This window comes from Ralstonia condita, from assembly GCF_958405655.1.
GTDB classification, from domain to species: domain Bacteria; phylum Pseudomonadota; class Gammaproteobacteria; order Burkholderiales; family Burkholderiaceae; genus Ralstonia; species Ralstonia condita.
In genome coordinates this window covers 1-25,051 of record NZ_CATYWO010000005.1, presented here as the reverse complement: position 1 = coordinate 25,051, position 25,051 = coordinate 1, and the positions used below count along the sequence as shown (strand labels likewise).

The following is a 25,051-nucleotide window of genomic DNA, read 5'->3' as shown; positions in this document are numbered from 1 at the left end:
AGAGCGATGGTGGTGGAGAAAGGGTTGCGAGGAGAAGCCTCCGCCGGACGCGGTTCAGTACGTCGCCGTCAGTTTGAGCGCGACGGTGCGGCGCCCGAGCGTCATGCGATCGATGCCATTGCGCGCGGATGCCTGGCTGGCATAGGCAGGCGCGTCCGCGCCGGTGAAGGCCGCTGAGACGGTCAAGGACTTGTTGAGGGGCCGCGACAGTTCGATGCGGTAATCGGTGAAGCTGAACGCGCTGTGGTGCCGCACGTGCTCATGTCCCACGTGCAGGCCGAGCGTGACATCACTGCCGATCGGCACCGCCCAGTTGATCTCGGCGTAGGTCGAGCCGCGGGAGCCCTTGTCGATACCATCGGCCAGCGTGTTGCCATCGAGACCGAAGTAGTTCGACAGCGACGTCCACAGTTTGACCGACACGCCGCGCCAGCCGGCGCCGACCATCCATTCGGTATAGCCGTAGCCGGTCGCAGGGCCGCCCGCGAATGCCCGGTCGTAGCGCGCGCCGGGATACCAGTAGCGGTAGAGCCCCGTGGTGAGCGCGATGTCGTGCGCTGTCGTGGCGGCGTAGCCGACGTAGGTGTCGATCTCGGCATGGCCGCCTGCGATGACGTGACTGCTCACCTGTGCGCCCCAGGCACCGGCGTAAAAGCCATTCGGCGCGGTGTAGTCGACACCGGCCTGCAGCGCCGGCCTGCCCCACGTCTGTCGCAAGCCGCGCGAGACGTACTGCGAGACGACCGAGGCATTGGCCGACCAGCGCTTGCTCTCGCTCACCGTCACACCGTCCGCCCACGCGGGCGGCGCGGCCAGGCACGCCACCGCCCCGCCCAGCACCGATGCAGTTCGGCACCGGCGCATCAGGCCGTCACCAGTTCATCAGCCACGAGCGCTCGCGTCGATGCCGGCAGCGGCGCCTGCAGCGGCGATTTGCCGGCCACGTAGAACGCGGCTTCGGCGCGCGCGAGCGGGGCCACAGCGCGGATGCGGTCGGCGATCTTCTCGGCGATCATGATGGTCGGTGCATTCAGGTTGCCGGTGACGATGCGCGGCATGATCGACGCATCGACCACGCGCAGTCCGTCGAGTCCATGCACGCGGCCTTCGTGGTCGACCACGGCCATCGGATCGTTGGGCGGCCCCATCTTGCAGGTGCAGGACGGATGCAGCGCAGTCTCGGCATGACTGCGCACGAAGGCGTCGATCTCGGCATCGGTCTGTACGCCGGGGCCGGGGCTGATTTCGCGTCCGCGGTATGCGTCGAATGCCCGCTGCGCGATGATGTCGCGCGTGATGCGCACACCGGCGCGAAATTCCCGCCAGTCCACGTCATGGGCCATGTAGTTGAAGAGGATGCGCGGCTTGTCGCGCGGGTCACGCGAGGCCAGCTTGACGTAACCCGTGGAGGGCGAGCGCATTGACCCGACGTGGCACTGGAACCCGTGCATCCGCACCGGATTGCTACCGTCGTAGTTCACGGCCAGCGGCAGGAAGTGATACTGGAGATTCGGCCACTCGACGCTGTCGTCGCTGCGGATGAAGCCACCCGCTTCGAAATGATTGCTCGCGCCGGGGCCGCTGCCGTGCAGATACCACTCCAGCCCCACCTTTGGCTTGTTGTACCAGAGCGTCGCTGGATAGATCGAGACTGGCCGGATGCACTCGTACTGGATGTACATCTCGAGGTGATCCTGCAGGTTCTCGCCCATGCCCGGCAGATGCGCAACGGAATGGATACCCAGCGCGCGCAGCTCGTCGGCATTGCCCACGCCCGAACGCATCAGCAGTTGGGGCGAAGCGATGGCGCCGCTGCTCACGATCACCTCGCGGCGCGCGCGCCACGTCTGGCGCTGTCCATCCATCAGCGCCTCCACACCCACTGCGCGCGTCCCCTCGAAGAGGACGCGATCCGCCAGCACTCGCGGTAACACCGTCAGCGTCGGGCGCCGGCGAGCGGTGTCCAGATAGGCAAGCGAGGTGCTGCAGCGGCGGCCCTTGGCGGTGACGGTGCGGTCCATCGGGCCCAGGCCTTCCTGGCGATAGCCGTTCAGGTCGTCGGTGGCCGGAATGCCGGCTTGCTCTCCCGCCTCGATGAAGGCGTGAAAGAGCAGGCTGTTGTCGCGCTTGGGCGTGGTGACGTGCAGCGGGCCGGCATCGCCATGCCAGTCGTTGGCGCCCTTGTCGTAGGTTTCCGACTTGCGGAAGTACGGCAGGCAATCGGCGTAGGTCCAGTCGTCCAGCTGGAAATCGCTCGCCCAGCGCTCGTAATCCATCGCGTTGCCGCGAATGAAACACATGCCATTGATGAGCGACGAGCCGCCCAGCCCCTTGCCGCGCCCCTGCGCCATGCGGCGGTTGTTCATGTGTGGCTCGGGCTCGGTTTCGTAGGCCCAGTTGTACGTGGTGCCTTGCAGCGGATGCGCGAGTGCGGCCGGCATCTGCGTGCGGAAATCCCAGCGGTGGTCCGGACCGCCCGCCTCGAGCAGCAGGACGGTCACGCCCGGGTCTTCGGTCAGGCGCGCTGCCAGCACGCAGCCGGCAGAGCCCGCGCCCACGATGATGTAGTCGTATTCCTGTACGGTGTTCGTCGTCAAAACTGGCCCTCCCATTGTCACTGCACGTCCGCACCGAACCAGCGCATGGGGCTCGGGGCGAGGTTGATATAGCTGTGCTTGAGCTCGGTGTACTCGTCCAGGCCGCCACGACCGAGCTCCCGGCCGATGCCGCTGGCCTTGTAGCCGCCCCAAGGCGCTTCGGGGAAGTACGGGTGATAGTCGTTGGCCCAGACGGTGCCGAAACGCAATGCGCGGCTCACGCGGTTGGCGCAATCGAGATCGCGCGTCCACACCGCCCCGGCCAGGCCGAACGGCGTGTTATTGGCGCGGCGTACCGCCTCGTCTTCCGTTGCGAAGCGCTCGACGGTGAGCGCGGGGCCGAAGATCTCTTCGGTGGCGATCTTCATGTCGTCGTGCACGTGGGTCAGCACGGTCGGCTCCAGCCAGAAGCCCCGCTCGAATGCCTCGCCTGCCGGCACCTTGCCTCCGCAGCGCAGCACTGCGCCTTCGTGCACGCCAGCGTGGATCAGGTTGAGAATCTTCTGGCGCTGGAATGCCGATTGCACCGGCCCCATCTGCGTGCCCTCGGCAAAGCCGTTGCCCAAGCGGATGCGCTTGACGCGCTCGACCAGCGCCTCGACGAAGCGGTCATGGATGCCGTCCTGGAGCATCAGCCGCGAGCCGGCGGAGCACACCTGCCCGGCATGGAAGAACGCCGCATTCAGTGCGTAGTCCACAGCGGCGTCGAAATCGGCATCGTCGAAGATGATGTTCGGGTTCTTGCCGCCCAGCTCCAGCGCGATCTTCTTGAAGTTGCCGACGGCCGCCTGCATGACGGCCGCCCCGGCAACCGCACCGCCCGTGAACGACACCAGATCCACGTCCAGGTTGCGCGACAGCTCGGCCCCCGCTTCGCCCGCCCCCGTGACGAGGTTGAAGACGCCCGCCGGCAAGCCGACGTCGATGAGCAGTTCGGTCAAGCGGTGGGTGGTCAGAGGTGTCAGGTTGCTCGGCTTGACGATGACCGTGTTGCCCGCACCCAGCGCGGGGGCGATCTTCCATGCCGCCTGCAGCAGCGGGTAGTTCCACGGCGTGATCAGGCCGCACACGCCCACCGGCTCGCGCAACGTGCGGCTGATCACATGCGACGGCGCTTCGTTGATCAGACCCGACTCGGTCGCCACCAGCCCCGCGAAGTAGCGGAAGGTGGCGGCAATGCCATCCATATCCCAGCGGCTCTCGACGAGCGTCTTGCCCGTATTCAGCGATTCGAGCGTCGCCAGGTGCTCTGCGTCGGCGTCAATGGCGTCCGCAACGCGGTTGAGAAGGCGCGACCGCTCGCGCGCGCCGGTCTCACGCCACGGGCCCTCGTCGAACGCGCGACGCGCGGCAGCAATGGCACGCTGGGCGTCGGCAACCGAGGCGTCCGCAGCCTGCGTCAGAACGTTCTCTGTGGCCGGATCGACGATATCGCGGTACACCCCGCCTTCGGGCGGCACCCACCGGCCGTCGATATACAGATCGAGACGAGGCGCCACGGTGGCGGAGCGGAGATCGGTGGAGAGGGAAACTTGCGTCATATCCAGTAACCGGTTGATGGCTGGCGCCCGAGGAAGACGGCGCCCGACATGCCGACCGTTGCGCCTCAACGGACGCACCCAGCGCGGCGACCCATAAATTCACTATCAGTGTTTTTATTTACCTTTGGAGAATTTTCGACTAGTCTAGAAAGAATTAGTTGCCTGACGCCAATCGTTATGGGCTACCAATCACTTTATTTCATAGTTTTTCGCTATTTTTAAGCCGTTATACTGTCGCAAACAACTTCCAGTGAATTCCCTTTCATGACCGCCGCTGCACTTCCGCCGTCCGACGGCCCGCTTGATGACGACAGCTTCGCCGGCCGCCTCAAAGGCGTGCTGACGCGCGGCCGTATCCAGCTCAAACAGGTGGCGGCGGCGCTGGGGGTATCGCCTTCGGCGGTGCACAAATGGACGCGCGGCGGCGAAATCGAATACGCCAACCTGCTGGCGCTGGCGCGGTTCCTGAACGTGAATTGGCTCTGGCTGCGCTACGGCGATCGCGCGCTTGCCGATCTGGAAGCGAGCCTGACTACCGATGCCCGCGCCCGGGAAGGCCGTCAGAAGCACTTGGCCGCCATCATGGAAAGCGAGGCGCGCATGACGTTCGCGCAGGAGATCTCCGGCGTGGTCACCTGGGAGTGGAACCTGCTGACGGATGCGGTCGCGTACTCGCCCAACGTGGCGCGGCTGTTCGGCCGAGCGATCCGCACGCTGGACGATTTCTGGCAATGCGTCGTCCCCGCAGACGTGCCGGGCGTGCAGGCTGCCATCGCGCAGAACCTGGCGGCCGGCGGAGTCTACGCGCACGAATTCCGCATTGCTCCGGCGCCCGATACGGTGCGCTGGATCATCTCCCGCGCGACGCTCGTGCGCGACGCGCAGGACCGGCCCGTCAAGATGATCGGCCTGAGCCTGGACACCACCGAGCGCCATGCAGCGGAGGCTGCCCTGCGCGACTCCGAGGCGCTGCTCGCCAAGGCGCAGCAGATCGCCCATCTCGGCAGTTGGCTCTGGGAACCCGGCACCGACGCCTGCCGCTGGACCGACGAGGCATATCGCCTCTTTGGCTGGATACCTCAGGCTACGCCGGTCTCGATGGCGCGCTACCTCGAGGCGATCGTTCCGGCCGACCGTGCCCGCGTGCAGGCCGTGCTCGACCAGGCCGTCGCCACACGCCAGCCGTATCGCGTGGAATACACGATCGCCCTGCCCGACGGCACGCGCCGGCACCTTCGCGAAGAAGGCGAGCCGCAGGACGCGTCCGGCGCCACGCCGATGATGATCGGTGCCGCGCAGGACGTGACGGCCGAGATGGACGCGCAAGCCGCCTTCCGCGACAGCGAGGCCAAGCTGCGTACGTTGTTCGAGCAGGCGCCGGTCGGCATCGCGCAGGTGAGCCTGGAAGGCCGCTGCCTGCGAGCCAACCCGTGGCTGTGCACGCTATTGGGCCAGCCCGAAGCCATGCTGCAGCAGCGTACGCTGCTCGACCTGACGCATCGCGATGATCTCGCTCGTCACCTGCGCGAATACGGCGAACTGCTCGGCGGGACGGTGCCCGCCTATGCGCTGACGCTGCAATTGGTACGCGGCGATGGATCGGCCGTGCGGGTCCGGCTGACCAGTTCGCTGGCCCGGGATCCAGCCACTGAAGCACCGCTGCATCTCATTACCGTGGTTGACACGGTTCCCGAAGCCGGGGCGTCGTAGTCGCTTGCGGGCGTCCCCCTTCTCACCCTTCCGTCCGACGCTTGCGACGGAGTTTCCGGCATGCCTGGAGGGCCGGCACAGACTCACCCGAAAACACCCCTGGTTTATTTCTAGACCTCCAGTAACTCACGCGTTGGCCGCCCCGGTGTGCCGCGCGTCCAGAACAAGGAGACCGTTTTGTCTGCTTCCTCCGTCGCCCGCGCGGCGCATCATCGACGCACCCTGCAGTGGGGCTACCGCTGGGCGCTGTGGGCCGCGGTCCTGTGGGGCGCCTGGTATGTGCCGGGCACGGCCGTGTGGCACGAATCGCCCTTTGCAGCGCTCGACCTTTCCGATCCGCGGATCTTCCTGACGTGTGCAGCCGTCATCACGGCTGTCCATAGCTGCATGGTGATGGTCTTCCAGTGGGTGTGGCTTGGCACGCTCGGCAAGCTCGGCGACTACTTCCGGACCCTCGGCCAATTCCGCAAGATCTCCCGCTGGTACTTCATCGCGGCAGTGGCCGGGGGCCTGATGGCCAACTTCGGCTCGTATCTGGCAATGGGCTATGTGGGTGCGGTGTTCGCAGCAGTCGCCGGCTTGCTGTACCCGGTCGTCGGCGCCACGGTGGCCAAGCTTTGGTACAACGAGCGCATCAGCGCGCGGGCGGCGGTGGGCATCGCCATCATCATCCTGGGCGGCGTAGCCATCTATGCGCCGGCGCTGATGGCCGAGTCGCACGGCGACGGCAACGCGTGGATCGGCTACCTGGGGGGCGCCATGGCAGCCGTGGGCTGGGGGCTGGAAGGCGCGATCGTCGGCCGGGCGATGGACGTGACGGACCCGGATTGCGGCGTCTCGATCCGCTACACCGCAGAGGCCATCTACTGGGTCGCCTTCGTGTTGCCCGCCATCGCATGGTTTGCGCAGGTGCCCGTTCCCGTCACCGAGATCGCGGCGGGCATCCTGCACAGCAAGGCGCTGCTCTGGCTCACGGTGGGCGGGCTCACGTTCTCGTTCTGCGCGGTAGCCTGGTACAAGTCGTTCCCGCTGATCGGCGTCGGACGCGGCCAGGCGCTGGGCGCGTTCTATGCCATGTTTGCGACGCTCTTCACGGCCATCTTCACGCTGCAGTTTCCGGAGTGGTACTTCGTGATCGGGCTCGCGCTGGTGATCTTCGGTGGCTTCGTCATGGTGTCGGAAAACGCCGAGAACCTGGAAGTCATTCGCGGTGTGGCACCGGCAACCCCGTCGGAGACCCACGCATGAAACTGCACATGAAGGGCTACATCCTCCAGTTGCTGTCCACAGGCAAGGCACGCTGGGACGGCGATATCGCACATCGCACCTGCCAGGAGTACGGCAAGCCGGAAGACGACTACTGGACGGGCAGCATCCGGGCCATCCTTGCCGACCTGTACTCCGGCGGCCTCGTGCAAACGCCGGAAGACGCGCTGGATGAAGCCACGGGAAAGATGCATTTCCGCTACGCCATCACCGAGTTCGGCCGCCAGCGCATGGCCGATACCGGACTCATCGATCTCGAACCCGAACCGAAGGAGACCACGCCATGACGCACTACTGGGGCTACCCGTTTGCCGATGTGCTGGCGATCGTGGTGATCGTCGGCCTGAGCGCGCTGGCGCTGTATCAGGCACGCACCTACACGCGGCAACTCTGAGACCGCGCATCGATATGGAAACGGCCCGCCGGCGGATCGCGCCAGCGGGCCGTTTTGTTTGCCGGCCTGCGCTTCGACTCAGGCGCTCAGGGTGGGGTCTGACACGCTGGCACGGCCGGTCTCGACGTGGCCGGCGAGACGGCGCTCGAAGGCAATATCGATGCTGGCGGTAACGCTGACGTCGTACCAGGCATGCTGGCCGCGCAGATCCAGATACACCGAGGCATCTTCACCGCCACGCACTTCGCGCTGCACGCTCTCGCCGGTATAGGCGCTCTTGATGGTGAAGAGCGTCGGCATGCCGCCGTGGTTGATGAGACGCAGTTGCAGATTGCCGTTGGCGACGTCGTAGCCCTCCTTCACCTCCAGCGCGCGGCCACGCGGACGCAGCAGGCCAGACAAGGCGAGCTTGCCGACAAAGCGGCGCAGGAAACCGTTCGGGCCATGCACCGTAAAGTCATACGCGCCGCCCGCCCCGACCGGCAGCCTGTCGGAGAGGCGCTTGCCGGCCTCCACGGTGTAGGTGCGCGGCGCGTCGGGGCTGCCGGCGGCGTAGACGAGGAAGGCTGCGCCCACATCGCCGGTGTTGACGAAGTCGAGTTCGAACTTGCTGGCGGCCTCGTCCTGGCGACCGCGCACGAACAGCTCGTACGGCAAGGCGCGTGACGGGCGCACGCCGGCCTCCTGCTCGGGGACGGCCTGCACCAGCGGCGGCAGCGGCACGTAGCTGGCGTGGCGCAGCTTGTCCTTCGGCACGTAGGCGGCGGTGCTCGGCAGCGTGGGCACCACCTCATTGGGCGTGGCGAAGTTGAACGCGGACGTCAGATCGCCGCACACGGCGCGACGCCACTTCGAGATGTTGGGCGAGCGCACGTTGTGCGTGCGCTTGAAGCGCTGTTCGATGAAACGGATGATCGACGTGTGGTCGAACGTTTCCGAGCACACGTAGCCGCCCTTGGACCACGGCGATACCACGAGCATCGGCACGCGCTGGCCCAGGCCGTAGCTGCCAGCGCCGTACTTGCTGTCGCCGGGAAAATATTCGCCGGTGGTGTCGACCGTCGACAGGCCATTGCTGCCCGACGATGCAAACGGCGGCACGAGGTGGTCGAAGAAGCCGTCGTTCTCGTCATATGTGACGAACACCGCCGTCTTGCTCCACACCTCGGGGTTGGAGGTCAGGATCTGCAGGACCTGGTCGATGTACCAGGCGCCATAGTTGGCCGGCCAGTTCGGGTGCTCGGAGAAGGCCTCTGGCGCGGCAATCCACGACACCTGCGGCAGCGTGCCGTTCTGCACGTCGCGCTTGAGGATGTCGAAGTAACCGTCGCCGGCCGCGGCGTTGGTGCCGGTGCGTGCCTTGTCGTACAGCGGGCTGCCGGGCTGTGCATTCTGGTATTGCTTGAAGTACAGCAGCGCGTTGTCGCCGTAGTTGCCGATGTAGGCGTCGCTCGTCCAGCCCCAGGAGCCTGCGGCGTCCAGGCCCGTGCCGATGTCCTGATAGATCTTCCACGAGATGCCGGCGGCTTCGAGCACTTCCGGATATGTCGACCAGCCGTAGCCGGCTTCTGCGTTGTCGATCACGGGGCCGCCGCCGACGTTGTCGTTGCCGACATAGCCCGTCCACATGTAGTAGCGGTTCGGGTCGGTCGACGTGGGTGTCGCGCAGTGATAGGCGTCGCAGATGGTGAAGGCGTCGGCCAGCGCGTAGTGGAACGGAATGTCCTGCCGCGTCAGGTAGGCCATCGTGGTCGTGCCCTTGTGCGGGACCCAGCCATCGTAACGGCCGCCGTTGACGGCGAGGTGCGTGTCGTTCCAGCCGTGCGGCAGGTCTTGCAGGAACTGCAGGCCCAGGTCCGGCGCGCTCGGCCGGAACGGCAGCACTTCGCCCACGCCCCCGGCCATCGGCTGATGCCACACGCTCTTGCCGGTCGGCAGCGTGACGGTGCGCGTGTCGCCATACCCGCGCACGCCCCTGAGCGTGCCGAAGTAATGGTCGAACGAGCGGTTCTCCTGCATGAGGATCACGATGTGCTGCACGTCTTCGATATTGCGGTGCGCGTTATGGGCGGGAATCGCCAGCGCCTGGCGAATGCCTTCGGGCACCGCGCCCATGGCTGCGGATGCAGCAGCCAACTGGGCGGCGGAACGGAGAAAACCACGGCGACTGTTGGAGGTCATGTTCTCGTCCTGATGTCTGTGTGCTTTTTGGGGTTGGGGGGAGGAAACAACACGGGCAGCGACTGACTGAACACCGTGCGCAAAGTCAGTCGACGGTATGGATCACGGGCGGCGCCAGGCCGTTTTGCGACGCAACGGCCTGCACCGGCGAGGCAGGCGGCACGGAAGCGGGCGCACGCACCACGGCCGGCACATGCGGATCAGCCGCATCACAGCCGCTCAACACGAGGGCGAGCAGCGCGACGCCACCCGACACCAACACGCGCACGCGGCGTGGAGCGCTGGCCTTTCGGTTAGCGGACACGACACCTCCTGATGACGTCAGCGAGCCGGACTGTGCGGCGCGCGCCGTCTGCTCACCACGCGCTAAGGTAGAAAGGATTCATGTCGGTTGCGTGAAGACGGCGCACGCCGGCGCGATCCCTGCCCCCGACAAATGGATGGAATAGTGTTGCAAATGCGATCGATTCTCATCTACACTGCAATGCACGCAATGACGCCTTTGCGCGGCTGAACTCAGCCGGCCCGCAAAGCCCGTGGCAGTAGAAGAACGACTGTCCTTGCGGCTTCCACACGGGAGCGCTGCACGCCCGCCTGCCTCAGAAGCGGCCCCTACATCTGGACCCCCTGTGCTGCAGGGCCGAGCCCCGCTCGCCTGCACACGCTCATGTCCCGTAGGAGCCCTCGTGCAACGTCGATCTGATACCGCCGCTCAAACCCGAACAGCATCTGCTGCCGCTGCGGCCGGCAACCTGACCCTTGAATCCATTCCTGCGCTGCTCGAGGCCGGCGTGCAGACCGAACATTGGTCGGCAGCGCAGCAGTTGGCACGCCGACGTGTCCTGTCGCGCCTGCTGCAGGCGCTGTTTCGTGAAGCGCTGCTCAACGCAGACCAGCTCATCGCCGACACCCGCGCCGATGTGACATTGCTGCCGATCTGGCAGCAGCGCGTGTTGCTGCGCTTTGCCGGTTTGCGGTCGGGCGCGCTCGGTAGCTGGACATTGGCGGGCGATGTCGCCGTCCTGGCGCACGATCGTCCGGCGACGCCCATTGAACGTCCATCCACGCTGCTCCACTGGCTCGCACCGATGCTGGAGATCGGCGATGCCACCGATGCCCATCGCCTGACCGCCATTGCGCGGCTCGCGACGGAACTCGACAACAGCCAGGACAACGACACGCTGTGCCAGGCCTATCGACTGGTCCGGGGTGAGCGTCTCGCCGCCGAGCATCGCGTTGCGGCGTCGGAAGACGCGCTCGCCCTGCTCTGCGGCGATGGCACGCCGCACGCCCTGGCGCGTACCGAGCAGTGGGGCACCGGCGGGCATCCGTGGCATCCGGCCTACAAGACGCGGCTGGGGCTCGCGCCCGAGCAGGTCATCGAGCTCTCACCAGAGTTCGAGGCGCAGGTGCCCATCGGCGTGGTGGCCGTGGCGGCCCATCGCCTGCAGGTCACCACGATGGAGGGTGTGCAGCCGTACGCCCACTGGTTCGCGGCGACCTTCCCCGAAACCATGGCGGCGTTTCGCAAAGCCTTGCTGGCACGCCGGCTCGCGCCCGAAGCGTGGCTGCCGCTGCCCGTCCACCCATGGCAGCGCGACACGACACTCGGTGAGACCTTTGCCGCTGAATTTACTGCAGGCGAACTGCTCCACCTACCGGACATCAACATTGCCGCCCGGCCCACGATGTCATTCCGCACCTTGGCCGCGACCGACGCGCCGGGCGGCCCGATGCTCAAGCTGCCAGTGAGCATGCGGCTGACCAGCGTCGAGCGCACTGTGTCGCCCAAGTCGGCCGTGATGGGCCCGCGCGTGAGTGCCCTGCTCGAACGCATCCTTGCGGTCGACGCAGGCTTGGCGAGCGTCCTGTCGATCGTGCCCGAACGCCACGGCATCCACGTGGCCGGCACGGATGACGATCGCGCCCGGCATCTGTCGATGATCGTGCGCGACAACCCCACCACGCGCATTGCCGGCAACGCGCGGTTGCTGCCGGTCGGCGCCCTCTTCACACCGGACTTCACGGCCGACATCACCGACGCGGCGGCGCCGATGCTGCTCGACACCGTGCTCGCACGCCAGGCCGACGGCACCCGCGCCGAGCGCGCCGCGCGTTTCTTTGAGGCGTACCTGGGCGTCGCCATTCCGGCCATCGTCGGCCTCTATCTGCGTTACGGCATGGCGTTGGAAGCGCATCAGCAGAACACCTTCGTCGTCATCAGCGAGGCCGGCATGCCGGAGCTGCTGGTGGTGCGTGACTTTGGCGACGTGAAGATCGCGTTGCCGACGCTGCAGGCACAGGGCTTCTCGATCGAACCGTTCCGCGCCGGCCACACGACGTATCCCGATCGCGACATTCCGCGCAAGAAGCTCATCCACGCCTTCCTGCTGTGCCATATCGGTGAGCTGGCGCTGGCGCTGTTTCCCGACCAGGGCAGCAAGGTCGGGCTGCGCCTTTGGCGTGACGCCATGCACGCCGTGTTCGATGCGAACCGCCCAGCGCTGGATGCCGACACCTGGGCGCACGAGCGCCACGCGCTGCTCGAAGCGCCATGGACATTCAAGACGTTCGTCCGCATGCGCCTGCGCGACCAGTCCGACGACATGCACGCCGCGTTGCCCAATCCGCTGGCTGCAGCAGCTCGCGCATGAACCCGGCAACGACTGTGGACGCGTGGCGGGGGGCCATCCGGTGGCTCCTCGTCATCCAGGCCCTTTCAATGGGCGCAATGGAAATGACGGGGCCGTTCTGGCCGCTGTTCCTGCGCGAGCTGTCACCGGTGCCGCACGTGCCGTTCGCGTGGGTGGCGAGCGCAGCGTACTTTGCACCGATGGCCGCCACGCTCGTCACCGCGCCATGGTGGGGGCGCCTCGCCGACCGTGTCGGGCCCAAGCCGATGATCCTGCGGGCGCTGGTCGCGCTGGCGGCGTCACAGCTGTGGTCGGTCTATGCAGACTCGGCGGCGAGCGTGCTGTTGGCGCGCACGGTGCAAGGTGGCCTCGCCGGCTTCCTGGCGGCCGCACAGATCTACGCCATGCGAGTGGCGCCGGCCGACATGCGCCGACGCGTCTTCGCCGATCTGCAGACCGTCACGGCGTGTGGCAGCTTCATGGCGCCGCCGGTCGGCGCATGGCTCGTGGGGTTGATGGGCTTCCGGATGGCCAACACGGCGGGGGCGGTCGTGATCCTGGCGTGCATTCCGCTGGCGATGTTCTGCCTGCCCGCGATCAAGCCCGCGCCTAGATCCGAGACCGAGCGGGACACCGATGCTCGCCAGGCACGTCGCGCGCCGCTGGGCGGTTTGGTGATCGGCCTGCTGCTCGGCATGGTGGCAGTGCAGGCCGCGCGCGTCATGCCGCAAAGCTTCCTCGCGCCGTATATCACCGAGACGCTGCATGGGTCGGTTATGCTGGCAGGTCTGGCGTACAGCGCCACGGCCGCGACACTGGCGCTGTCTGCGCGCTGGTGGGCACAGCGTTTTGCGGGCCTGCCCGTGCATGTCACGCTGGGGCGCGTCTGTGCGCTGACCGCCGTCTGCGCAGGCATTTCGCTCTGGCAAGGGCTCGCGCAGGGCGAAGCCGATTTCATCGTCGCCCGGCTGGCGTGGGGCCTGTGCCTCGGCGGCCTGCTGCCGGTGCTCAACAGCCTGGTCGTGGAAACCAGCCCGGAAGATCGTCAAGGCTTTGCCCTGGGGCTGTGCAGCAGCGCGGCCAAGGGCGGTGCGCTCATCGGCCTGGGCGTGGCCGCGCTGTCGACGGGCCTGTTCGGGTGGCGCGCGGGCTTTGTCGCCATGACCGGGATGTACCTGGCGGCGCTCGCGGCGCTACTCGCGGTGCGCCGTGCGGGCGCATCGCACACCGCATCCGCGGAGCTCAGCGCCTAGCGGGGCTGACGTCCGGCGCGCCGCTGCAGATGCGTCTGCTCGGCGCGCCAGGCGAGGTAGCCGAGGCCGAGAAACGGCCACAGCCAGCCGATCCATTGCGACAGGCTGTTGAAATGGACAAAGCGCCCCAGGCGCCAAGCTTGCGCCGACACCCAGGAGTAGGGGCTCGGAGGCAGCACGTTGGAGAGGATGATCAGCGCGATCAGCAGCGTCATGGCCAGCGCACCGCGCAGCCAGCGCGGCAGCCGGACCAGCAGCACGAGCACGAGCGACCCGACGATCAGCCCGAAGCGCGCGCCGGACGACAGCCAGTCCCAGGCCCCGCCCGATGGAAACTGCAGCAGCGTCGCACCGGCCTTCACCAGCAGCGCACCGGCCAGCAGTGCCGCCAGCAGGCGCAATATGGGCGCACCGCGGCGCATGGACACGGTGGCCAGCAGCCCGGTTCCGATCCAGCTGCACGCGGTGATGAGCGCCTCCAGCAGTTCCTGGCGCTGCAACGCTTCCGGGTGCGCCTGCCACTTGTCATGCCAATCGAAGAGCGCCGGGAACCAGCCATTGACGAGGTTCACCACCAAGGCATCCGGCGACGGATCGAGCAGGATGCTGCGGATCACTCCGCCCATGCTGAACAGGAACTCCTGCGGAAAGATCTGCGCGAACGGCCATGCCAGCAGCAACAGGATCGGAAAGGTGGCATACGGCTCGAACCAGCGGCGGCGCAGGCGACGCAGCCCGCCGCGATCGATCAGCCGCGCCGAGAACGGCACCATGACGATGCCGCCCAGCAGGGCGCCAATGGTGTTGGTCGCCAGGTCGACGTTGGACGATACGCGCGTGGGCAGATAGGTCTGCATCGCTTCCATGGCGCCCGAGAGCAGCAGCCCGGCCAGCAGCGCCAGCAGCACCGCCCGCCAGCCCGTGATACGCGGATGGGCTGCCAGCACCGTCAGCATACCCAGCGGCATATAGCCCCAGACGTTGGTGAGCAGGTCGAAGCTCGTGTTGTAGCGCGGCAGGGGCGCGGTCAGGAACGCAAACGGCGAGACGCCCGTGTCGGTCCAGCCCGCGAACGGATACAGGCTGGCGTAGATCACCAGGAGCACGAACCATCCCAGCCCGGCGCGCGCAAGCGGCGAGTGGCGATGCGGAACAGGTGCGGCGGGTTGCGAGTGGAGGTCCGTCACCGGAGGGCGCTACAGTCAACGAGAAGGAACGGACGTACAGGAAAGTCACCCATGATAGCGTCCGGTGCGGCACATCAAGAAGGATTCCTCCATCCGGCGGAGGGCTCAGGGCTGGCGCCCACCATTAGACCCCGCAACCGGTGAAGCCCCACCCAGCGGCAAGCCCGCCACCCAGTCGAGCACCTCGCCGATCGCCTTGTCCGAGGCCTGGGTCAGCGCCGCCACGCCGCCGGCGGCATCCGGGCTGGGCGCGCGCGCGTCGGCCTGGACCACGCGCTGGTCGACGACCCCGCGTGACTGGAACACCGTCGCCCGCAAGCGCACCACGCCGCGGCTCGCATCCGGGCGGTCGAATACCTGCGAGAAATCGACCAGCTCGACACGCAGGGATGGCACGTCCGGCGTGGCGTAGCTGATGACCCGCCCACGCGCGGCCGCCGCGTTGCGCAGCCGCGCATCGAACAGGTTCACGGGCGACTCCACCCAACGGCTGTTCGCATAGGCGTCGGTACGCTGGCCCTGCGCGTAGGCGAGGCGGTAATAGATGGCATTGCCGTCCATCCAGCCGGGGCCGGCAACCTCGGTCACGCGCAGCGCGGTGGGCAGGCGCGCGCCGCTGCTGGCGGCAGGGGCGAGGCCGAAATCGTAGAGCGCGGTGGGCGTGGCCGGTGCGCTCGAGCACGCGGCCAGCGCGGCCAGCGCTGATAACGCCAGCGCGCGACGGAAGACAGCGGACAACATCAGCATGGGGTCTCCTCAGGGCTGGGCCGAAGCCCGGGCGGCAGGCGCGTTGAATCCGGTCTCACCGGGGCCCGGCATGGCGGGCGCGGGGCCGAACAGCACGCTTTGCGGCCGCGCGTTGAAATCGGTCACGGCATGGTCGAAACCACGCACCGCCTGACGCGCCTCACGTGCGAAGCCGTTGAGCTGGGGCAGTGTCTCGTAGGTCAGCACGTTGGCAGCCGATTGCATCGACTGCGTGGCCGTCGTGAGGTCTGCACCCGCGCCGGACAGGATCATCATCAGCGCCCCCTTGGGGTCAGCCAGTGACTGCGACAGCTTGCGCGTGGACGCCAGCGTCGCGTCCAGGTTATCGGCGATCTGCGGCAGCTTGCGCAGGGTCGGCTGTGCCTGCTGTGCGAGCGCACTGTACGCGTCCATCGTCTTCCTGAAGGACTGCATCGAATCGGTGATCTGCTGCCGGTGCTCCTCATCGAACATGATGGACAGCGAACTCAGCGTCTGGTCGATCTTGGACAGCATCTGGTCGCCGCGCTTGTCGAGTTCGTCGAGGAAGCCGGCATCCATGCGGATGCGAGCGGGGTCCTTCTGGGAGGTGGCCAGGCGCACCGGGCTGGGCGCGTGCTGGCTGTTGTCGAAGCCGCGGTCGTCGAGCTGCACATAGGCGAGGCCCGTCACGCCCTGATACGCAAGCCGGCCATACGTGGTGGTGGTGATGGGCGCGTCCTTGTCGACCAGCACGCGCACCACGATCTGCCCCGGCACCTTGTCATCAAAGCGGATGCTGTCGACCTTGCCGACGTCCAGGCCACGGTACTTGACGGCGGCCTGCGGATTCAGCCCGTTGACGGTCGAGCGCGTGACCACGTCGTATGGCACGCGCACCGTCTGGTCGCGGTTGAACCACATCACTGCGAGCCCGATGAAGATGATCAGCCCGATCGTGAACAGCCCGGCCAGGAATGCGTGGGCTTTGTTTTCCATCAATCCTCCTGCGTCGAAAGCGAGGCCGCGGCCACCGCTTCCGTCATTTGCGGCCCCAGCGCCAGCAAGGCCCGCTGCCCCCGCTCGCCCAGGAAATATTCCTTGATGAACGGATGGTCGATCTGAATGAGCTGCTCGATCGGCTTGGCCGCCACCACCTTGTGATCAGCCAACACGGCGATGCGGTCGGACAGCGCCACCAGCGTGTCCAGATCGTGCGTGACCATCACCACGGTCAGGCCCAGTTCCTGGCGCAACTCCCGGATGAGCGCGACGTAGTCATCCGAGGCACGCGGGTCGAGCCCAGCGGTCGGCTCGTCGAGAAACACCAGCTCGGGCTCCAGCGACAGCGCCCGCGCCAGCGCCACCCGCTTGATCATGCCGCCAGACAGGTCCGACGGCATCTTGTCGGCATCGGTCGATTTGAGCCCGACCATCTGCAGCTTGAGCATCGCCACACGCACGACGAAGTCATCGGGCAACGTCCGCAACTCGCGCATCGGCAAGGCCACATTGTCGATGACCGACAGCGCCGAAAACAGCGCGCCATGCTGAAACTGCATGCCCCAGCGGTTGCGCATCGACTGCAATTCATTGCCGACCTGGCAGGTCAGCTCTTCTCCGAAGATCTGGATCGTGCCTGACGTGGGCTTTTCCAGCCCCACCACCTGGCGCAGCAGCGTCGTCTTGCCGCTGCCCGATCCGCCCACGATGGACAGGACCTCACCGCGAAACACGTAGAGGTCGATGTCCTCCAGCACCGTGACGCTGCCATAGCGCTTGGTGACGTTGCGCACCTCGATCACGCGCTCACGGGCCGGCGTGATGGGCGTGGCGGCAGGCGCGTCCGGTGCGGACGAACGTTCGACGTGCGGGTGGCGTGGCCGCGTCATATCCCGACATCCTTGAAGAGGATGGCGAATACGGCATCGGCAAGGATCACGATGGTGATCGACACCACCACCGACGTGGTCGTGCCCTCGCCCAGGCTCTGGGTGTTGGGCTGGATGCGCAGGCCAAAATGACATGCCACCAGCGCGATCAGCATGCCGAACACCACGCCTTTGCCGATACCCAGCCACAGGTTGGCCACCGGCACCGCATCGGGCAGCGCGGTGATGAAATAGGTCGGGCTGATGTCGAGCTGGAACTTGGCGGCCAGGATGCCGCCGGCCAGCGCGAGCAGGTCTGTCCACGCCACCAGCAGCGGCATGGCGATCGCCAGCGCAATCACCTTGGGCAGAATCAGCCGGAAGCCATGCGAGATGCCCATCACGCGCATCGCGTCGAGCTCTTCGGTCACGCGCATCACGCCGATCTGCGCAGTGATGGCCGAGCCCGAGCGTCCCGCCACCAGGATCGCCGCGAGCACGGGCCCCAGCTCGCGGATGATCGCCATGCCGAGAATGTTGACGATGAAGATGCTGGCGCCAAACACGCGCAACTGATTCGCCGACAGATAGCTCAGCACGATGCCGATCAGGAAACCCACCAGCGCGGTGATGCCCAGCGCCTTGTAGCCGGTGCTGTAGATGTTGGCGGAGATCTCCCGCCACGGCCCCCGGTGCGGTGCGCGCAGGAAGCGCACGGCATCGAACATCAGTTGGCCCACCATGGCGATGCCTTCCTGGGCGTGGTCGAAGAACTCGAGCATGCCTTCGCCAAGGATGGCCACCGGGTTGATGCGCGGTGCGAGGCGTTGTTTCCAGCCGCCAGGGTCCAGCCTCGCGACGCGGTCGATCATGCGGCGCTGGTCCGGGCGGGCGTCGAGGTGTTCCGGCCACCGGTTGCCCCAGGCGCGCCAGAGCAGCTGCGCGCCGAAGTGATCGATGCGACCGACCTCGGTGAGGCACCAGGCGTTGGCGTTGTCGAGCCCCGCCCGGATCTGCTGCCGCGCGCTGCGCACGCCGGCCCGTTCGGCCAGCGCGAGCGTGGTCCAGTCGCCCGAAAGGAACGCGACGGAGCGCCCATCGACAAGGCGAATCTCCAGTTGAGGCGTACGGCAAGTGATCAAACGGTGCTCCGTGGGCGGGTGATGCCGGATATCGGTCGAATTGTAGCCAACGCGCTGCCCGACGCTGTCACACTGTGGGCCTCATGCGCAGCTTGTCGCAAGCGCCGGACCGCGGTTTGGAGGCCGCGCTCGTACAATGCGCCCATCTCTTGCGCGAACCCGATCGCCTGCCTGTTATGTTTGTCGCTGAACCTTCCGCGCGCTGGCGCCTGTCGCGCGAACGCATCCAGCCCACCGGCCCCGCGGCCGACTGGCCGGTCGACGTCGTCGAGGCCACTGGCTCCACCAACGCTGACCTGATGGCTGCCGTGCGGGAAGCGGCCTGGCCCGGCCATGCTGCCGGCGCAGGTCCCGCGCCACTGCTGGCCGCCCGCGTGCTGGGCGCCCAGCGTCAGACTGCCGGGCGCGGCCGGCAAGGCCGGCCGTGGAATGGAGATCACGGCCTGACCTTTTCCGTCGCCTGTGCCTTTGCCGGCGAACCCGCCCAGCTGGCGGGCCTCAGCCTGGCTGTCGGCGTGGCGGTGGCCGATGCCGTGGCAACCTACGCGGAAAGCCACGGCGGCAGTGGCCAGGCCCTGGCGCTCAAGTGGCCCAACGACGTGCAGATCGCCGGGCGCAAGCTGGCTGGCATTCTGGTCGAAACCGTACGTAACGCGCCCGGGCAGACCTGGGCGGTCATCGGCATCGGCCTGAACCTGGAACGCCCGCGTGCACTGGAAAACGCGCTGGGCCGCGAACTGTCTGGCGTGGAAGAACTGGTGGACGCACCGGAGCCCAACGCGGTGTTCTCGGCGCTGCTCACTGCCCTGGGTGAACACCTGCAACGCTTTGGCGCGCAGGGGCTCGCGCCTTTCGTCGCGCCGTTTGCGGCGCGCGACGCCTTTGCCGGCCAGCGCGTACAACTCTGGCAGGACGGCATCGTCGTGCTTGAAGGCGTGGCGCACGGCATTGACGCGCACGGCCGCCTGGCCATCGAATCGGGCGGGCGCGTGCAATGGGTCCACAGCGGCGAAGTCTCCTTGCGCGCAGCCAGCGCGGCGCAGCCATGACGCGCTTGAAAGCCCCCGTCCTTCCCGTCGCAGCGCGCCCCCTGTTGCTGATCGATGCCGGCAACACCCGCATCAAGTGGGCATGGATAGCCGGCGGTATTGATACACCGCCTGATGCGCCCGGCAATGCCGGCAGCGGTCCATGGCAGCATGCCGGCGCGCGCCCGCACGATCAACTCGCTGAACTGGTGGAAGACTGGCGCGACTGCCATGAGGCAGAGGTCGCCCCGCCCGAAGTGTGGATCAGCGCGGTGGCGGGCCCGGCCCTGCGCGACGCGCTGACGGCGCGCATCGCGCGCGTGTTTGACGGTGCGCGCGTGCGCATTGCCGCGTCGGAAGCCGCAACCGCCGGGCTGCGCAATGGCTACCGAGAACCGACGCAGCTCGGCACAGACCGCTGGGTCGGCGCCGTGGGCGCACGCGGCCTGTGGCCTGATACCGCCCTGCTGCTTGTGACCGCCGGCACGGCCACCACGCTCGACATCATCACGCCCGACGGGCTGTTTGCCGGCGGGCTGATCCTGCCCGGCATCACGCTGATGATGCGCGCACTCTCGCGCAACACGGCCCAGCTGCCGGAAGTGGACATCGCATACCTCGGCAAGCGCGATGTCGCGCCACCGCCGTGGGCAGACAACACCCAAGACGCCATCGCGCTGGGCTGCGTCACCGCGCAGGCGGGCGCCATCGCGCAGACGTGGCAGACCCTCCAGTCGCGCTATCCCGGTCCGGCACGCTGCGTGCTGAGCGGAGGCGCCCGCACCGCGCTGGCCCCGCATCTGCGCCTGCCGTTCCAGATGCACGATAATCTCGTGCTGCTTGGCCTGCAGGTGCTGGCGCGCGCAAGCCGTGAAGGCATCGCGATGCCGGACTGAAGGCCCGTCCGCCGTACTCGTCTTACCGCTGCTGTCGCCACCGTGTTCCTGCATTCCGAGCCACCATCCGAATCCACGTCCGTTCGCACCATGACGCTTCGCCTCGCCCTGCTGCTCCTGCTGCTCGTCAACGGCGCTCTGCTGGCGGCCAACACCGGCGTCTTCGGGCCCGATGTCGCGAACGCCTGGTTCGAGAGCGAGCGCGAACCGGATCGCATGCGCCGCCAGATCCGCACCGACGAGATTCGCATTCTGGAGCCAGCGCCGGCGTCGGGGGCGGCTCCGGCTCCGGCTGCACCCGCATCTGCGCCATCGGCGGCGCAAGCCTCCATCGAACGCACGGCCCTCTCCACAGCCGACACGGTCAGCACCTGCAACGAGCTCGGCGGCCTGTCCGATGCGCAGGCCGCGCGCGGTATCGATCAGCTCAAGGGGATGGCCGGCGTGCAGGTCGAACGCATCTCACGCCAGGAAGACGCCCGCTGGTGGGTCCACATGCCTGCCCGCGACATGCGCGACGACGCCGAACGCAAGGTCAGCGAACTCAAGCGCCGCAACGTGAGCGACTCGGCCATCGTGCAGGAGGGGAATGCGTTCGTGGTGTCGCTGGGCCTGTTCCGCGACAAGGCGCGCGCGCAGCAGCGGCTGGACGATCTGCACGCCAAGGACGTGCGAACCGCCGTGATGACGGAAACGCACCGCAGCGCCGCGCGCACATGGCTGCGTGTGACCACGTCGCCCGACGTGGCATCTGGCGTTGCGGCCCAGTTGGCAACCCTCAGAAAGACGCTCGGCGCCGATGAGTTGCGCGCCTGCGCCTCGCCGGCTGCCGCAGTCACAGCATCGCGCTGATCGCTCAGGACGTCGCGCGCACGCGCTTGAGCAGCGCCGTGGTCGAGCGGTCGTGCTCGAACGGAATGGCCAGCGCCGTGCCACCCCAGCCGCGTACCACGCGCGTTTCTTCCAGCGCGTCGATGTCGTAATCACCGCCCTTGACGTAGATGTCGGGACGCACGCGCTGGATGAGCTCGACCGGCGTGCGCTCGGCAAACAACACCACCAGGCTCACCGATTCGAGCGCCGCCAGCACGGCCAGGCGGTCGTCCTGCGTGTTGAGCGGGCGGTCATCGCCCTTGCCGAGCATGCGCACGGAAGCATCGGTGTTCACGCCCACCACCAGCGACGCGCCCAGGGCGCGCGCCTGCGCGAGGTACGTCGCATGCCCCCGATGCAGGATGTCGAACACGCCGTTGGTGAACACGATCGGGCGCGGCAAGGCGCGCACGCGGGCTTCCACATCGGCGGAGTCGCAGATCTTCTGTTCAAAGGCGGGTGCGGGCTGGCGAGCGGTGGTCATGGAACAGGGTGAAAGTGGAAAACAAAACGGCCCATCGAATCGATGGGCCGCTGGCTGCCAGAGGCAGGATCAAGCCGCTTGTTCGGCACCGGCCGAGCCGAGCAGGCGCGCGTTCAGTTCCTTACGGTAGCGGTTCAGGTCCTGCACGGTTTCGAAGGTGCGCTCGAACAGCAGACCCATGTTGTGCAGAATGCGCTCGATGACCTTCTTTTCCCAGCCGGCATCGAACTTGATCTGCTCGTCGAGCCAGTGCTCCAGCCAGTCCGGGTTCGGCAGGCGCGATTGCACCGTGTCTTGCGGGAACAACGCCTTGTTCACGTGCAGGTTGGTGGGGTGGAGCGGCTTTTCGGTACGGCGGGCCGAGGCCATCAGCACACCGATCTTGGCGAATGCGCTGCGCGCGCTGTCGCCGAACTGGCCCAGGTATTTCTTCATGTAGCGCAGGTAAGCGCCGCCGTGGCGGGCTTCATCCTGCGACAGATGCTTGTAGATCGCCTTGATGACCGGCTCGGTATGCCATTCGGAGGCACGGCGGTACCAGTGGTTCAGACGGATTTCGCCGCAAAAGTGCAGCATCAGGGTTTCGAGCGGGGGGGCCGGATCGAACTCGAAGCGCACATTGTGCAGCTCTTCTTCGGTCGGCACCAGGTCCGGACGGAATCGGCGCAGATATTCCATCAGCACCAGCGAGTGCTTCTGCTCTTCAAAGAACCACACGCTCATGAACGCCGAAAAATCGGAATCGTGACGATTGTCACGCAGGAACATCTCGGTGGCCGGCAAGGCTGACCACTCGGTGATGGCATTCATCTTGATGGTCTGCGCTTGCGCGTCGGTCAACAGCGACGCATCGAACGTGTCCCACGGAATATCCTTTTCCATATTCCAGCGGACCGCTTCCAACGACTTGAACAATTCGGGATAGAGCATGGTAAGCCTTTGAATTTGCAGGCGGATTCTAGCAGACATGCTTGACCGCCCCCGGCTTTTCGTGTTCACCGGGGCGAAGAATGGCGCCTGCCCGTTTCCTCATCACAACAGGCCCCCCAACGCCACGCACCCACCGTGGCTTGGCGGCCCCCTTTTGACGCGCCGGTCTCCGGCGCGTCGTCTCGCGGTGTGCCGCGATGTGTCGGACGGTCCTGGCCGTCGTCTTATTCCGGGCGAGCCGTCTCGGTGCCCCGGCTGCCCTCCAGTATAGAGAGCGCAGCGTTTCGGGGCGGCGGCCGATGTGTCGCATATGAAGCACTTTTGGTGCGCCGAACGCCCAAATCCCGCCGCTTTATACCCTAGACTGAAGTCAGTTCATGCCTTGCTTGCTCACGGAGATATGACATGTTGTATTCCGCCATCGTTCAGGCGCGTCGCCGGCCCCTGCCCCGGCACACGTCTGGCGTACTGCGCCGCCACCATGTGCTGCTGATCGCCATTGCCATCGTCATTGCGATCATCGCCTTGCTGCTGCCGCGTACGGGTCATGCCGCAGCACCCGCTGCACAGACCGCTGCGCCCGCTGTGGCCGGCGCGTGCCCGGCAAGCCTGAACTTTCGCGTCAAGCGCTTGCAGGATGATGCTCCGCAAGACCTCTGCCAGTACGCCGGCCGGGTGGTGCTGATCGTCAATACAGCCAGCTATTGCGGCTACACGTATCAATACGAGGGCCTGGAAGCGCTTTACGCCAAATACCGCGACAAGGGGCTGACGGTGCTCGGCTTCCCGTCCAACGACTTCGAGCAGGAACCCGGGAGTAGCAAGCAGATCGCCGATTTTTGCTACAACACGTACGGCGTGAAGTTCCCGATGTTTTCGAAGACGGCGGTGATCGGCCCGGGGGCCTCGCCGCTGTATGCGTGGCTGGCTGGGCAGACACGCCAGCCGCCCCAGTGGAATTTCCACAAGTACCTGCTGGACCGCCAGGGCCGCGTGGTTGCCGTGTACCCCAGCAAGGTCGAGCCCACGGACCCGGCGCTCATCAAACGCATCAGCGCGCTATTGGCCGAGCCGGCACCCCATTGATTCAGGCGACACGAACGGTGTCGGGCACCACGCCGTAGAGAAACGCGGCCAGTTCGTCGCGCCGGGCCTGCACGTCGCGCTCGCCCAGGTCGATCAATTCCTGCGTGAATTCGGGCTCGAACAGCAGGTAACTGGCAAACGCCGCACCCCGGGCCTCCGTGCCGCCCAACGGCTTGAGCAGCGCGCGCACGGTGCTCGGCAAGTGCTGGACATGGCGCAGGGCGAGCAGCTCGATACGCTCCGACGGCGCCATCACCAGGACTTCGATCTTGCGCCACCCATCGCGTGCATCCGCAATCTCGGGGTTGCGGCTGACCATCGCGTTGATGTGCTGCAGGCGCTCGATATCGGCTGACAAACCATCGAGGAAGATGCTGGCAAGGGCCTGCCCGGCAATCTGCGCCAGGGACGGATAGCCCGAGGCCGGTACCGTGTCGTACCAGCCCGGCTGAGAGCGGGATGCGGCCCCCACCACCAGGATACGGTTCGCGCCAAGATGAATGGCGGGGCTCAGCGGCGACATCTGCCGCATGGTGCCATCGCCAAACCACTCGTCGTTGCCCTCAAGCGGCACCGGCTCGGCCGGAAACACGAACGGAATGCTCGAAGACGCCAGCATGTGCGCCACGCCGATCTCATCCGTCACCGCAATCCGCTGCGAACGCCGCCATGGCAGCACCACATGCGGCGACTGGTAGAAGGTGACGTGCCGCCCGGTCGTATAGGACAGCGCCGTGATGGCCAGCGCGCGCAATGCGCCCGCCTCGAAGGCGGCCTGCACCTGCTGGCCATCGTGCTGCGCTTCCAGCAGTTCACGCAGCGGTGTGTTGTCGAAGAGGGCGCGGGGCGTGCGGCCGGTCATCCAGCCGAACGCCAATGCGGTGAGCCAACGCGCGCCGCTGGCGCCCACGCGACTGATATCGGTGCGATAGACGCGGTCGGCGTGCAGGTTCGCCCAGAGCTGCGAGAGCGCCTCGGTTGCCTGCGTGAAATCCTGTGCGCCACGCGCCAGTCCCACGCTATTGATGGCCCCCGCGGAGGTGCCGCAGATCACGTCGAACGGCGTGCGCGTGACGCTCGGCGCAGTGTCGCGCGCCAGCCGTGCGATGCCGCGCAGCACGCCCACCTGGTAGGCGGCGCGCGCGCCCCCGCGCCTCATCAACGTCGCTGTCTTCGGACGCGATGTCCGCGTCGTCGGGCGAGGCCTCGCTGGGTTCGGCGGGCTTGGCGGTGGCCGCTGTGTGCGGCCAGGC

The 25,051-nt window shown here is 66.8% G+C and carries 22 protein-coding genes; 9 read left to right on the top strand and 13 right to left on the bottom strand.

The features are described 5' to 3' along the window. Nucleotides 1–54: 54 nt before the first annotated feature. Genes R2N03_RS15830 through R2N03_RS15820 form a run of 3 tightly spaced genes read right to left on the bottom strand, consistent with a single transcriptional unit; the run spans nucleotide 55 to nucleotide 4,138 of the window. Entirely contained in the window at nucleotides 55–864 is an 810-nt protein-coding gene (locus R2N03_RS15830; RefSeq protein WP_316658640.1) for a TorF family putative porin, read from the bottom strand. Then, complete coding sequence (gene betA, locus R2N03_RS15825; RefSeq protein WP_316658639.1) at nucleotides 864–2,597, bottom strand: choline dehydrogenase; 1,734 nt, start codon at nucleotides 2,595–2,597, stop codon at nucleotides 864–866. The genes R2N03_RS15830 and betA overlap by 1 nt, the downstream gene beginning before the upstream one ends. A 17-nt stretch (nucleotides 2,598–2,614) precedes the next feature. Then, nucleotides 2,615–4,138 carry an aldehyde dehydrogenase family protein gene (locus R2N03_RS15820; RefSeq protein WP_316658638.1) on the bottom strand — a complete coding sequence of 508 codons (1,524 nt, stop codon included), beginning with the start codon at nucleotides 4,136–4,138 and terminating at the stop codon, nucleotides 2,615–2,617. 264 nt (nucleotides 4,139–4,402) lie between these two features. Between R2N03_RS15820 and R2N03_RS15815 the strand changes: the two genes are divergently transcribed. The 3 genes from R2N03_RS15815 (at nucleotide 4,403) to R2N03_RS15805 (ending at nucleotide 7,401) form a co-directional block, all read left to right on the top strand. Then, nucleotides 4,403–5,848: a PAS domain-containing protein gene (locus tag R2N03_RS15815; protein WP_316658636.1), complete on the top strand. Its 1,446-nt coding sequence runs from the start codon at nucleotides 4,403–4,405 to the stop codon at nucleotides 5,846–5,848. Between the two features lie 177 nt (nucleotides 5,849–6,025). Further along, nucleotides 6,026–7,096: a DMT family transporter gene (locus R2N03_RS15810; protein ID WP_316658635.1), complete on the top strand. Its 1,071-nt coding sequence runs from the start codon at nucleotides 6,026–6,028 to the stop codon at nucleotides 7,094–7,096. Next, a complete protein-coding gene (locus tag R2N03_RS15805) occupies nucleotides 7,093–7,401 on the top strand; it encodes a hypothetical protein (RefSeq protein WP_316658634.1) in 309 nt (102 codons plus the stop codon). Before R2N03_RS15810 ends, R2N03_RS15805 begins: the two co-directional genes overlap by 4 nt. Before the next feature lie 185 nt (nucleotides 7,402–7,586). Here the strand turns inward: R2N03_RS15805 and R2N03_RS15800 are convergent, their stop codons facing one another. Both R2N03_RS15800 and R2N03_RS15795 read right to left on the bottom strand, forming a co-directional pair. Then, the gene (locus R2N03_RS15800) at nucleotides 7,587–9,689 is read right to left on the bottom strand and encodes a phosphocholine-specific phospholipase C (protein WP_316658633.1); all 2,103 of its coding nucleotides are present in this window, start codon (nucleotides 9,687–9,689) and stop codon (nucleotides 7,587–7,589) included. Between the two features lie 85 nt (nucleotides 9,690–9,774). Beyond that, nucleotides 9,775–9,993, bottom strand: a complete 219-nt coding sequence (locus R2N03_RS15795) for a hypothetical protein (RefSeq protein WP_316658631.1) — start codon at nucleotides 9,991–9,993, stop codon at nucleotides 9,775–9,777. 382 nt (nucleotides 9,994–10,375) lie between these two features. Here R2N03_RS15795 and R2N03_RS15790 point away from each other — a divergent pair, with 382 nt between their 5' ends. Both R2N03_RS15790 and R2N03_RS15785 read left to right on the top strand, forming a co-directional pair. After that, nucleotides 10,376–12,343 (top strand): NRPS-independent rhizoferrin synthetase, encoded by a 1,968-nt coding sequence (locus R2N03_RS15790; protein ID WP_316658630.1) that lies wholly within the window; start codon nucleotides 10,376–10,378, stop codon nucleotides 12,341–12,343. Beyond that, the gene (locus R2N03_RS15785; RefSeq protein WP_316658629.1) at nucleotides 12,340–13,575 is read left to right on the top strand and encodes a rhizoferrin export MFS transporter; all 1,236 of its coding nucleotides are present in this window, start codon (nucleotides 12,340–12,342) and stop codon (nucleotides 13,573–13,575) included. Before R2N03_RS15790 ends, R2N03_RS15785 begins: the two co-directional genes overlap by 4 nt. On the opposite strand, the gene R2N03_RS15780 is transcribed toward R2N03_RS15785, so the two are convergent. The 5 genes from R2N03_RS15780 to R2N03_RS15760 all read right to left on the bottom strand — a co-directional run bounded on the left by R2N03_RS15780 (nucleotide 13,572) and on the right by R2N03_RS15760 (nucleotide 18,501). After that, the gene (locus tag R2N03_RS15780; protein ID WP_316658628.1) at nucleotides 13,572–14,762 is read right to left on the bottom strand and encodes a VanZ family protein; all 1,191 of its coding nucleotides are present in this window, start codon (nucleotides 14,760–14,762) and stop codon (nucleotides 13,572–13,574) included. The genes R2N03_RS15785 and R2N03_RS15780 overlap by 4 nt on opposite strands. Before the next feature lie 105 nt (nucleotides 14,763–14,867). Next, nucleotides 14,868–15,509, bottom strand: coding sequence for an ABC-type transport auxiliary lipoprotein family protein (locus tag R2N03_RS15775; RefSeq protein WP_316658627.1), 642 nt, complete (start codon nucleotides 15,507–15,509; stop codon nucleotides 14,868–14,870). Between the two features lie 9 nt (nucleotides 15,510–15,518). Further along, nucleotides 15,519–16,487: an MlaD family protein gene (locus tag R2N03_RS15770; protein WP_316658626.1), complete on the bottom strand. Its 969-nt coding sequence runs from the start codon at nucleotides 16,485–16,487 to the stop codon at nucleotides 15,519–15,521. Then, a complete protein-coding gene (locus R2N03_RS15765) occupies nucleotides 16,487–17,380 on the bottom strand; it encodes an ABC transporter ATP-binding protein (protein WP_316658625.1) in 894 nt (297 codons plus the stop codon). Before R2N03_RS15765 ends, R2N03_RS15770 begins: the two co-directional genes overlap by 1 nt. Continuing rightward, on the bottom strand, nucleotides 17,377–18,501 hold the full coding sequence (locus R2N03_RS15760; RefSeq protein ID WP_316658624.1) for an MlaE family ABC transporter permease: 1,125 nt from the start codon (nucleotides 18,499–18,501) through the stop codon (nucleotides 17,377–17,379). Before R2N03_RS15760 ends, R2N03_RS15765 begins: the two co-directional genes overlap by 4 nt. Nucleotides 18,502–18,677: 176 nt before the next feature. Here R2N03_RS15760 and R2N03_RS15755 point away from each other — a divergent pair, with 176 nt between their 5' ends. From R2N03_RS15755 to R2N03_RS15745, 3 genes are all read left to right on the top strand, one after another. Then, a complete protein-coding gene (locus tag R2N03_RS15755; RefSeq protein ID WP_316658622.1) occupies nucleotides 18,678–19,550 on the top strand; it encodes a biotin--[acetyl-CoA-carboxylase] ligase in 873 nt (290 codons plus the stop codon). Continuing rightward, nucleotides 19,547–20,425 (top strand): type III pantothenate kinase, encoded by an 879-nt coding sequence (locus R2N03_RS15750; RefSeq protein WP_316658621.1) that lies wholly within the window; start codon nucleotides 19,547–19,549, stop codon nucleotides 20,423–20,425. The genes R2N03_RS15755 and R2N03_RS15750 overlap by 4 nt, the downstream gene beginning before the upstream one ends. 90 nt (nucleotides 20,426–20,515) lie before the next feature. After that, a complete protein-coding gene (locus R2N03_RS15745; RefSeq protein WP_316658620.1) occupies nucleotides 20,516–21,277 on the top strand; it encodes an SPOR domain-containing protein in 762 nt (253 codons plus the stop codon). A 4-nt stretch (nucleotides 21,278–21,281) separates the two neighbouring features. Here R2N03_RS15745 and rfaE2 read toward each other — a convergent pair whose 3' ends face one another. Both rfaE2 and R2N03_RS15735 read right to left on the bottom strand, forming a co-directional pair. Next, a complete protein-coding gene (gene rfaE2 / locus R2N03_RS15740) occupies nucleotides 21,282–21,782 on the bottom strand; it encodes a D-glycero-beta-D-manno-heptose 1-phosphate adenylyltransferase (protein WP_316658619.1) in 501 nt (166 codons plus the stop codon). A 69-nt stretch (nucleotides 21,783–21,851) separates the two neighbouring features. Continuing rightward, on the bottom strand, nucleotides 21,852–22,712 hold the full coding sequence (locus R2N03_RS15735) for a ferritin-like domain-containing protein (protein WP_343228922.1): 861 nt from the start codon (nucleotides 22,710–22,712) through the stop codon (nucleotides 21,852–21,854). 405 nt (nucleotides 22,713–23,117) lie between these two features. On the opposite strand from R2N03_RS15735, the gene R2N03_RS15730 reads away from it, so the two are divergent. Next, nucleotides 23,118–23,798, top strand: coding sequence for a glutathione peroxidase (locus R2N03_RS15730; RefSeq protein ID WP_316658618.1), 681 nt, complete (start codon nucleotides 23,118–23,120; stop codon nucleotides 23,796–23,798). Nucleotide 23,799: 1 nt separating this feature from the next. Here the strand turns inward: R2N03_RS15730 and R2N03_RS15725 are convergent, their stop codons facing one another. After that, the gene (locus R2N03_RS15725) at nucleotides 23,800–24,957 is read right to left on the bottom strand and encodes a patatin-like phospholipase family protein (RefSeq protein ID WP_316658617.1); all 1,158 of its coding nucleotides are present in this window, start codon (nucleotides 24,955–24,957) and stop codon (nucleotides 23,800–23,802) included. Nucleotides 24,958–25,051: the final 94 nt, after the last annotated feature.

What these genes read in the sequence shown, in the direction of transcription:
- R2N03_RS15820 (WP_316658638.1), bottom strand. Translation starts at nt 4,138, where the DNA reads ATGACGCAAGTTTCCCTCTCCACCGATCTCCGCTCCGCCACCGTGGCG.
- R2N03_RS15830 (WP_316658640.1), bottom strand. Translation starts at nt 864, where the DNA reads ATGCGCCGGTGCCGAACTGCATCGGTGCTGGGCGGGGCGGTGGCGTGC.
- R2N03_RS15750 (WP_316658621.1), top strand. Translation starts at nt 19,547, where the DNA reads ATGACGCGCTTGAAAGCCCCCGTCCTTCCCGTCGCAGCGCGCCCCCTG.
- rfaE2 (WP_316658619.1), bottom strand. Translation starts at nt 21,782, where the DNA reads ATGACCACCGCTCGCCAGCCCGCACCCGCCTTTGAACAGAAGATCTGC.
- R2N03_RS15755 (WP_316658622.1), top strand. Translation starts at nt 18,678, where the DNA reads ATGTTTGTCGCTGAACCTTCCGCGCGCTGGCGCCTGTCGCGCGAACGC.
- R2N03_RS15765 (WP_316658625.1), bottom strand. Translation starts at nt 17,380, where the DNA reads ATGACGCGGCCACGCCACCCGCACGTCGAACGTTCGTCCGCACCGGAC.
- R2N03_RS15745 (WP_316658620.1), top strand. Translation starts at nt 20,516, where the DNA reads ATGACGCTTCGCCTCGCCCTGCTGCTCCTGCTGCTCGTCAACGGCGCT.
- R2N03_RS15815 (WP_316658636.1), top strand. Translation starts at nt 4,403, where the DNA reads ATGACCGCCGCTGCACTTCCGCCGTCCGACGGCCCGCTTGATGACGAC.
- R2N03_RS15805 (WP_316658634.1), top strand. Translation starts at nt 7,093, where the DNA reads ATGAAACTGCACATGAAGGGCTACATCCTCCAGTTGCTGTCCACAGGC.
- R2N03_RS15770 (WP_316658626.1), bottom strand. Translation starts at nt 16,487, where the DNA reads ATGGAAAACAAAGCCCACGCATTCCTGGCCGGGCTGTTCACGATCGGG.
- R2N03_RS15735 (WP_343228922.1), bottom strand. Translation starts at nt 22,712, where the DNA reads ATGCTCTATCCCGAATTGTTCAAGTCGTTGGAAGCGGTCCGCTGGAAT.
- R2N03_RS15785 (WP_316658629.1), top strand. Translation starts at nt 12,340, where the DNA reads ATGAACCCGGCAACGACTGTGGACGCGTGGCGGGGGGCCATCCGGTGG.
- R2N03_RS15730 (WP_316658618.1), top strand. Translation starts at nt 23,118, where the DNA reads ATGTTGTATTCCGCCATCGTTCAGGCGCGTCGCCGGCCCCTGCCCCGG.
- R2N03_RS15725 (WP_316658617.1), bottom strand. Translation starts at nt 24,957, where the DNA reads ATGAGGCGCGGGGGCGCGCGCGCCGCCTACCAGGTGGGCGTGCTGCGC.
- R2N03_RS15775 (WP_316658627.1), bottom strand. Translation starts at nt 15,509, where the DNA reads ATGCTGATGTTGTCCGCTGTCTTCCGTCGCGCGCTGGCGTTATCAGCG.
- R2N03_RS15800 (WP_316658633.1), bottom strand. Translation starts at nt 9,689, where the DNA reads ATGACCTCCAACAGTCGCCGTGGTTTTCTCCGTTCCGCCGCCCAGTTG.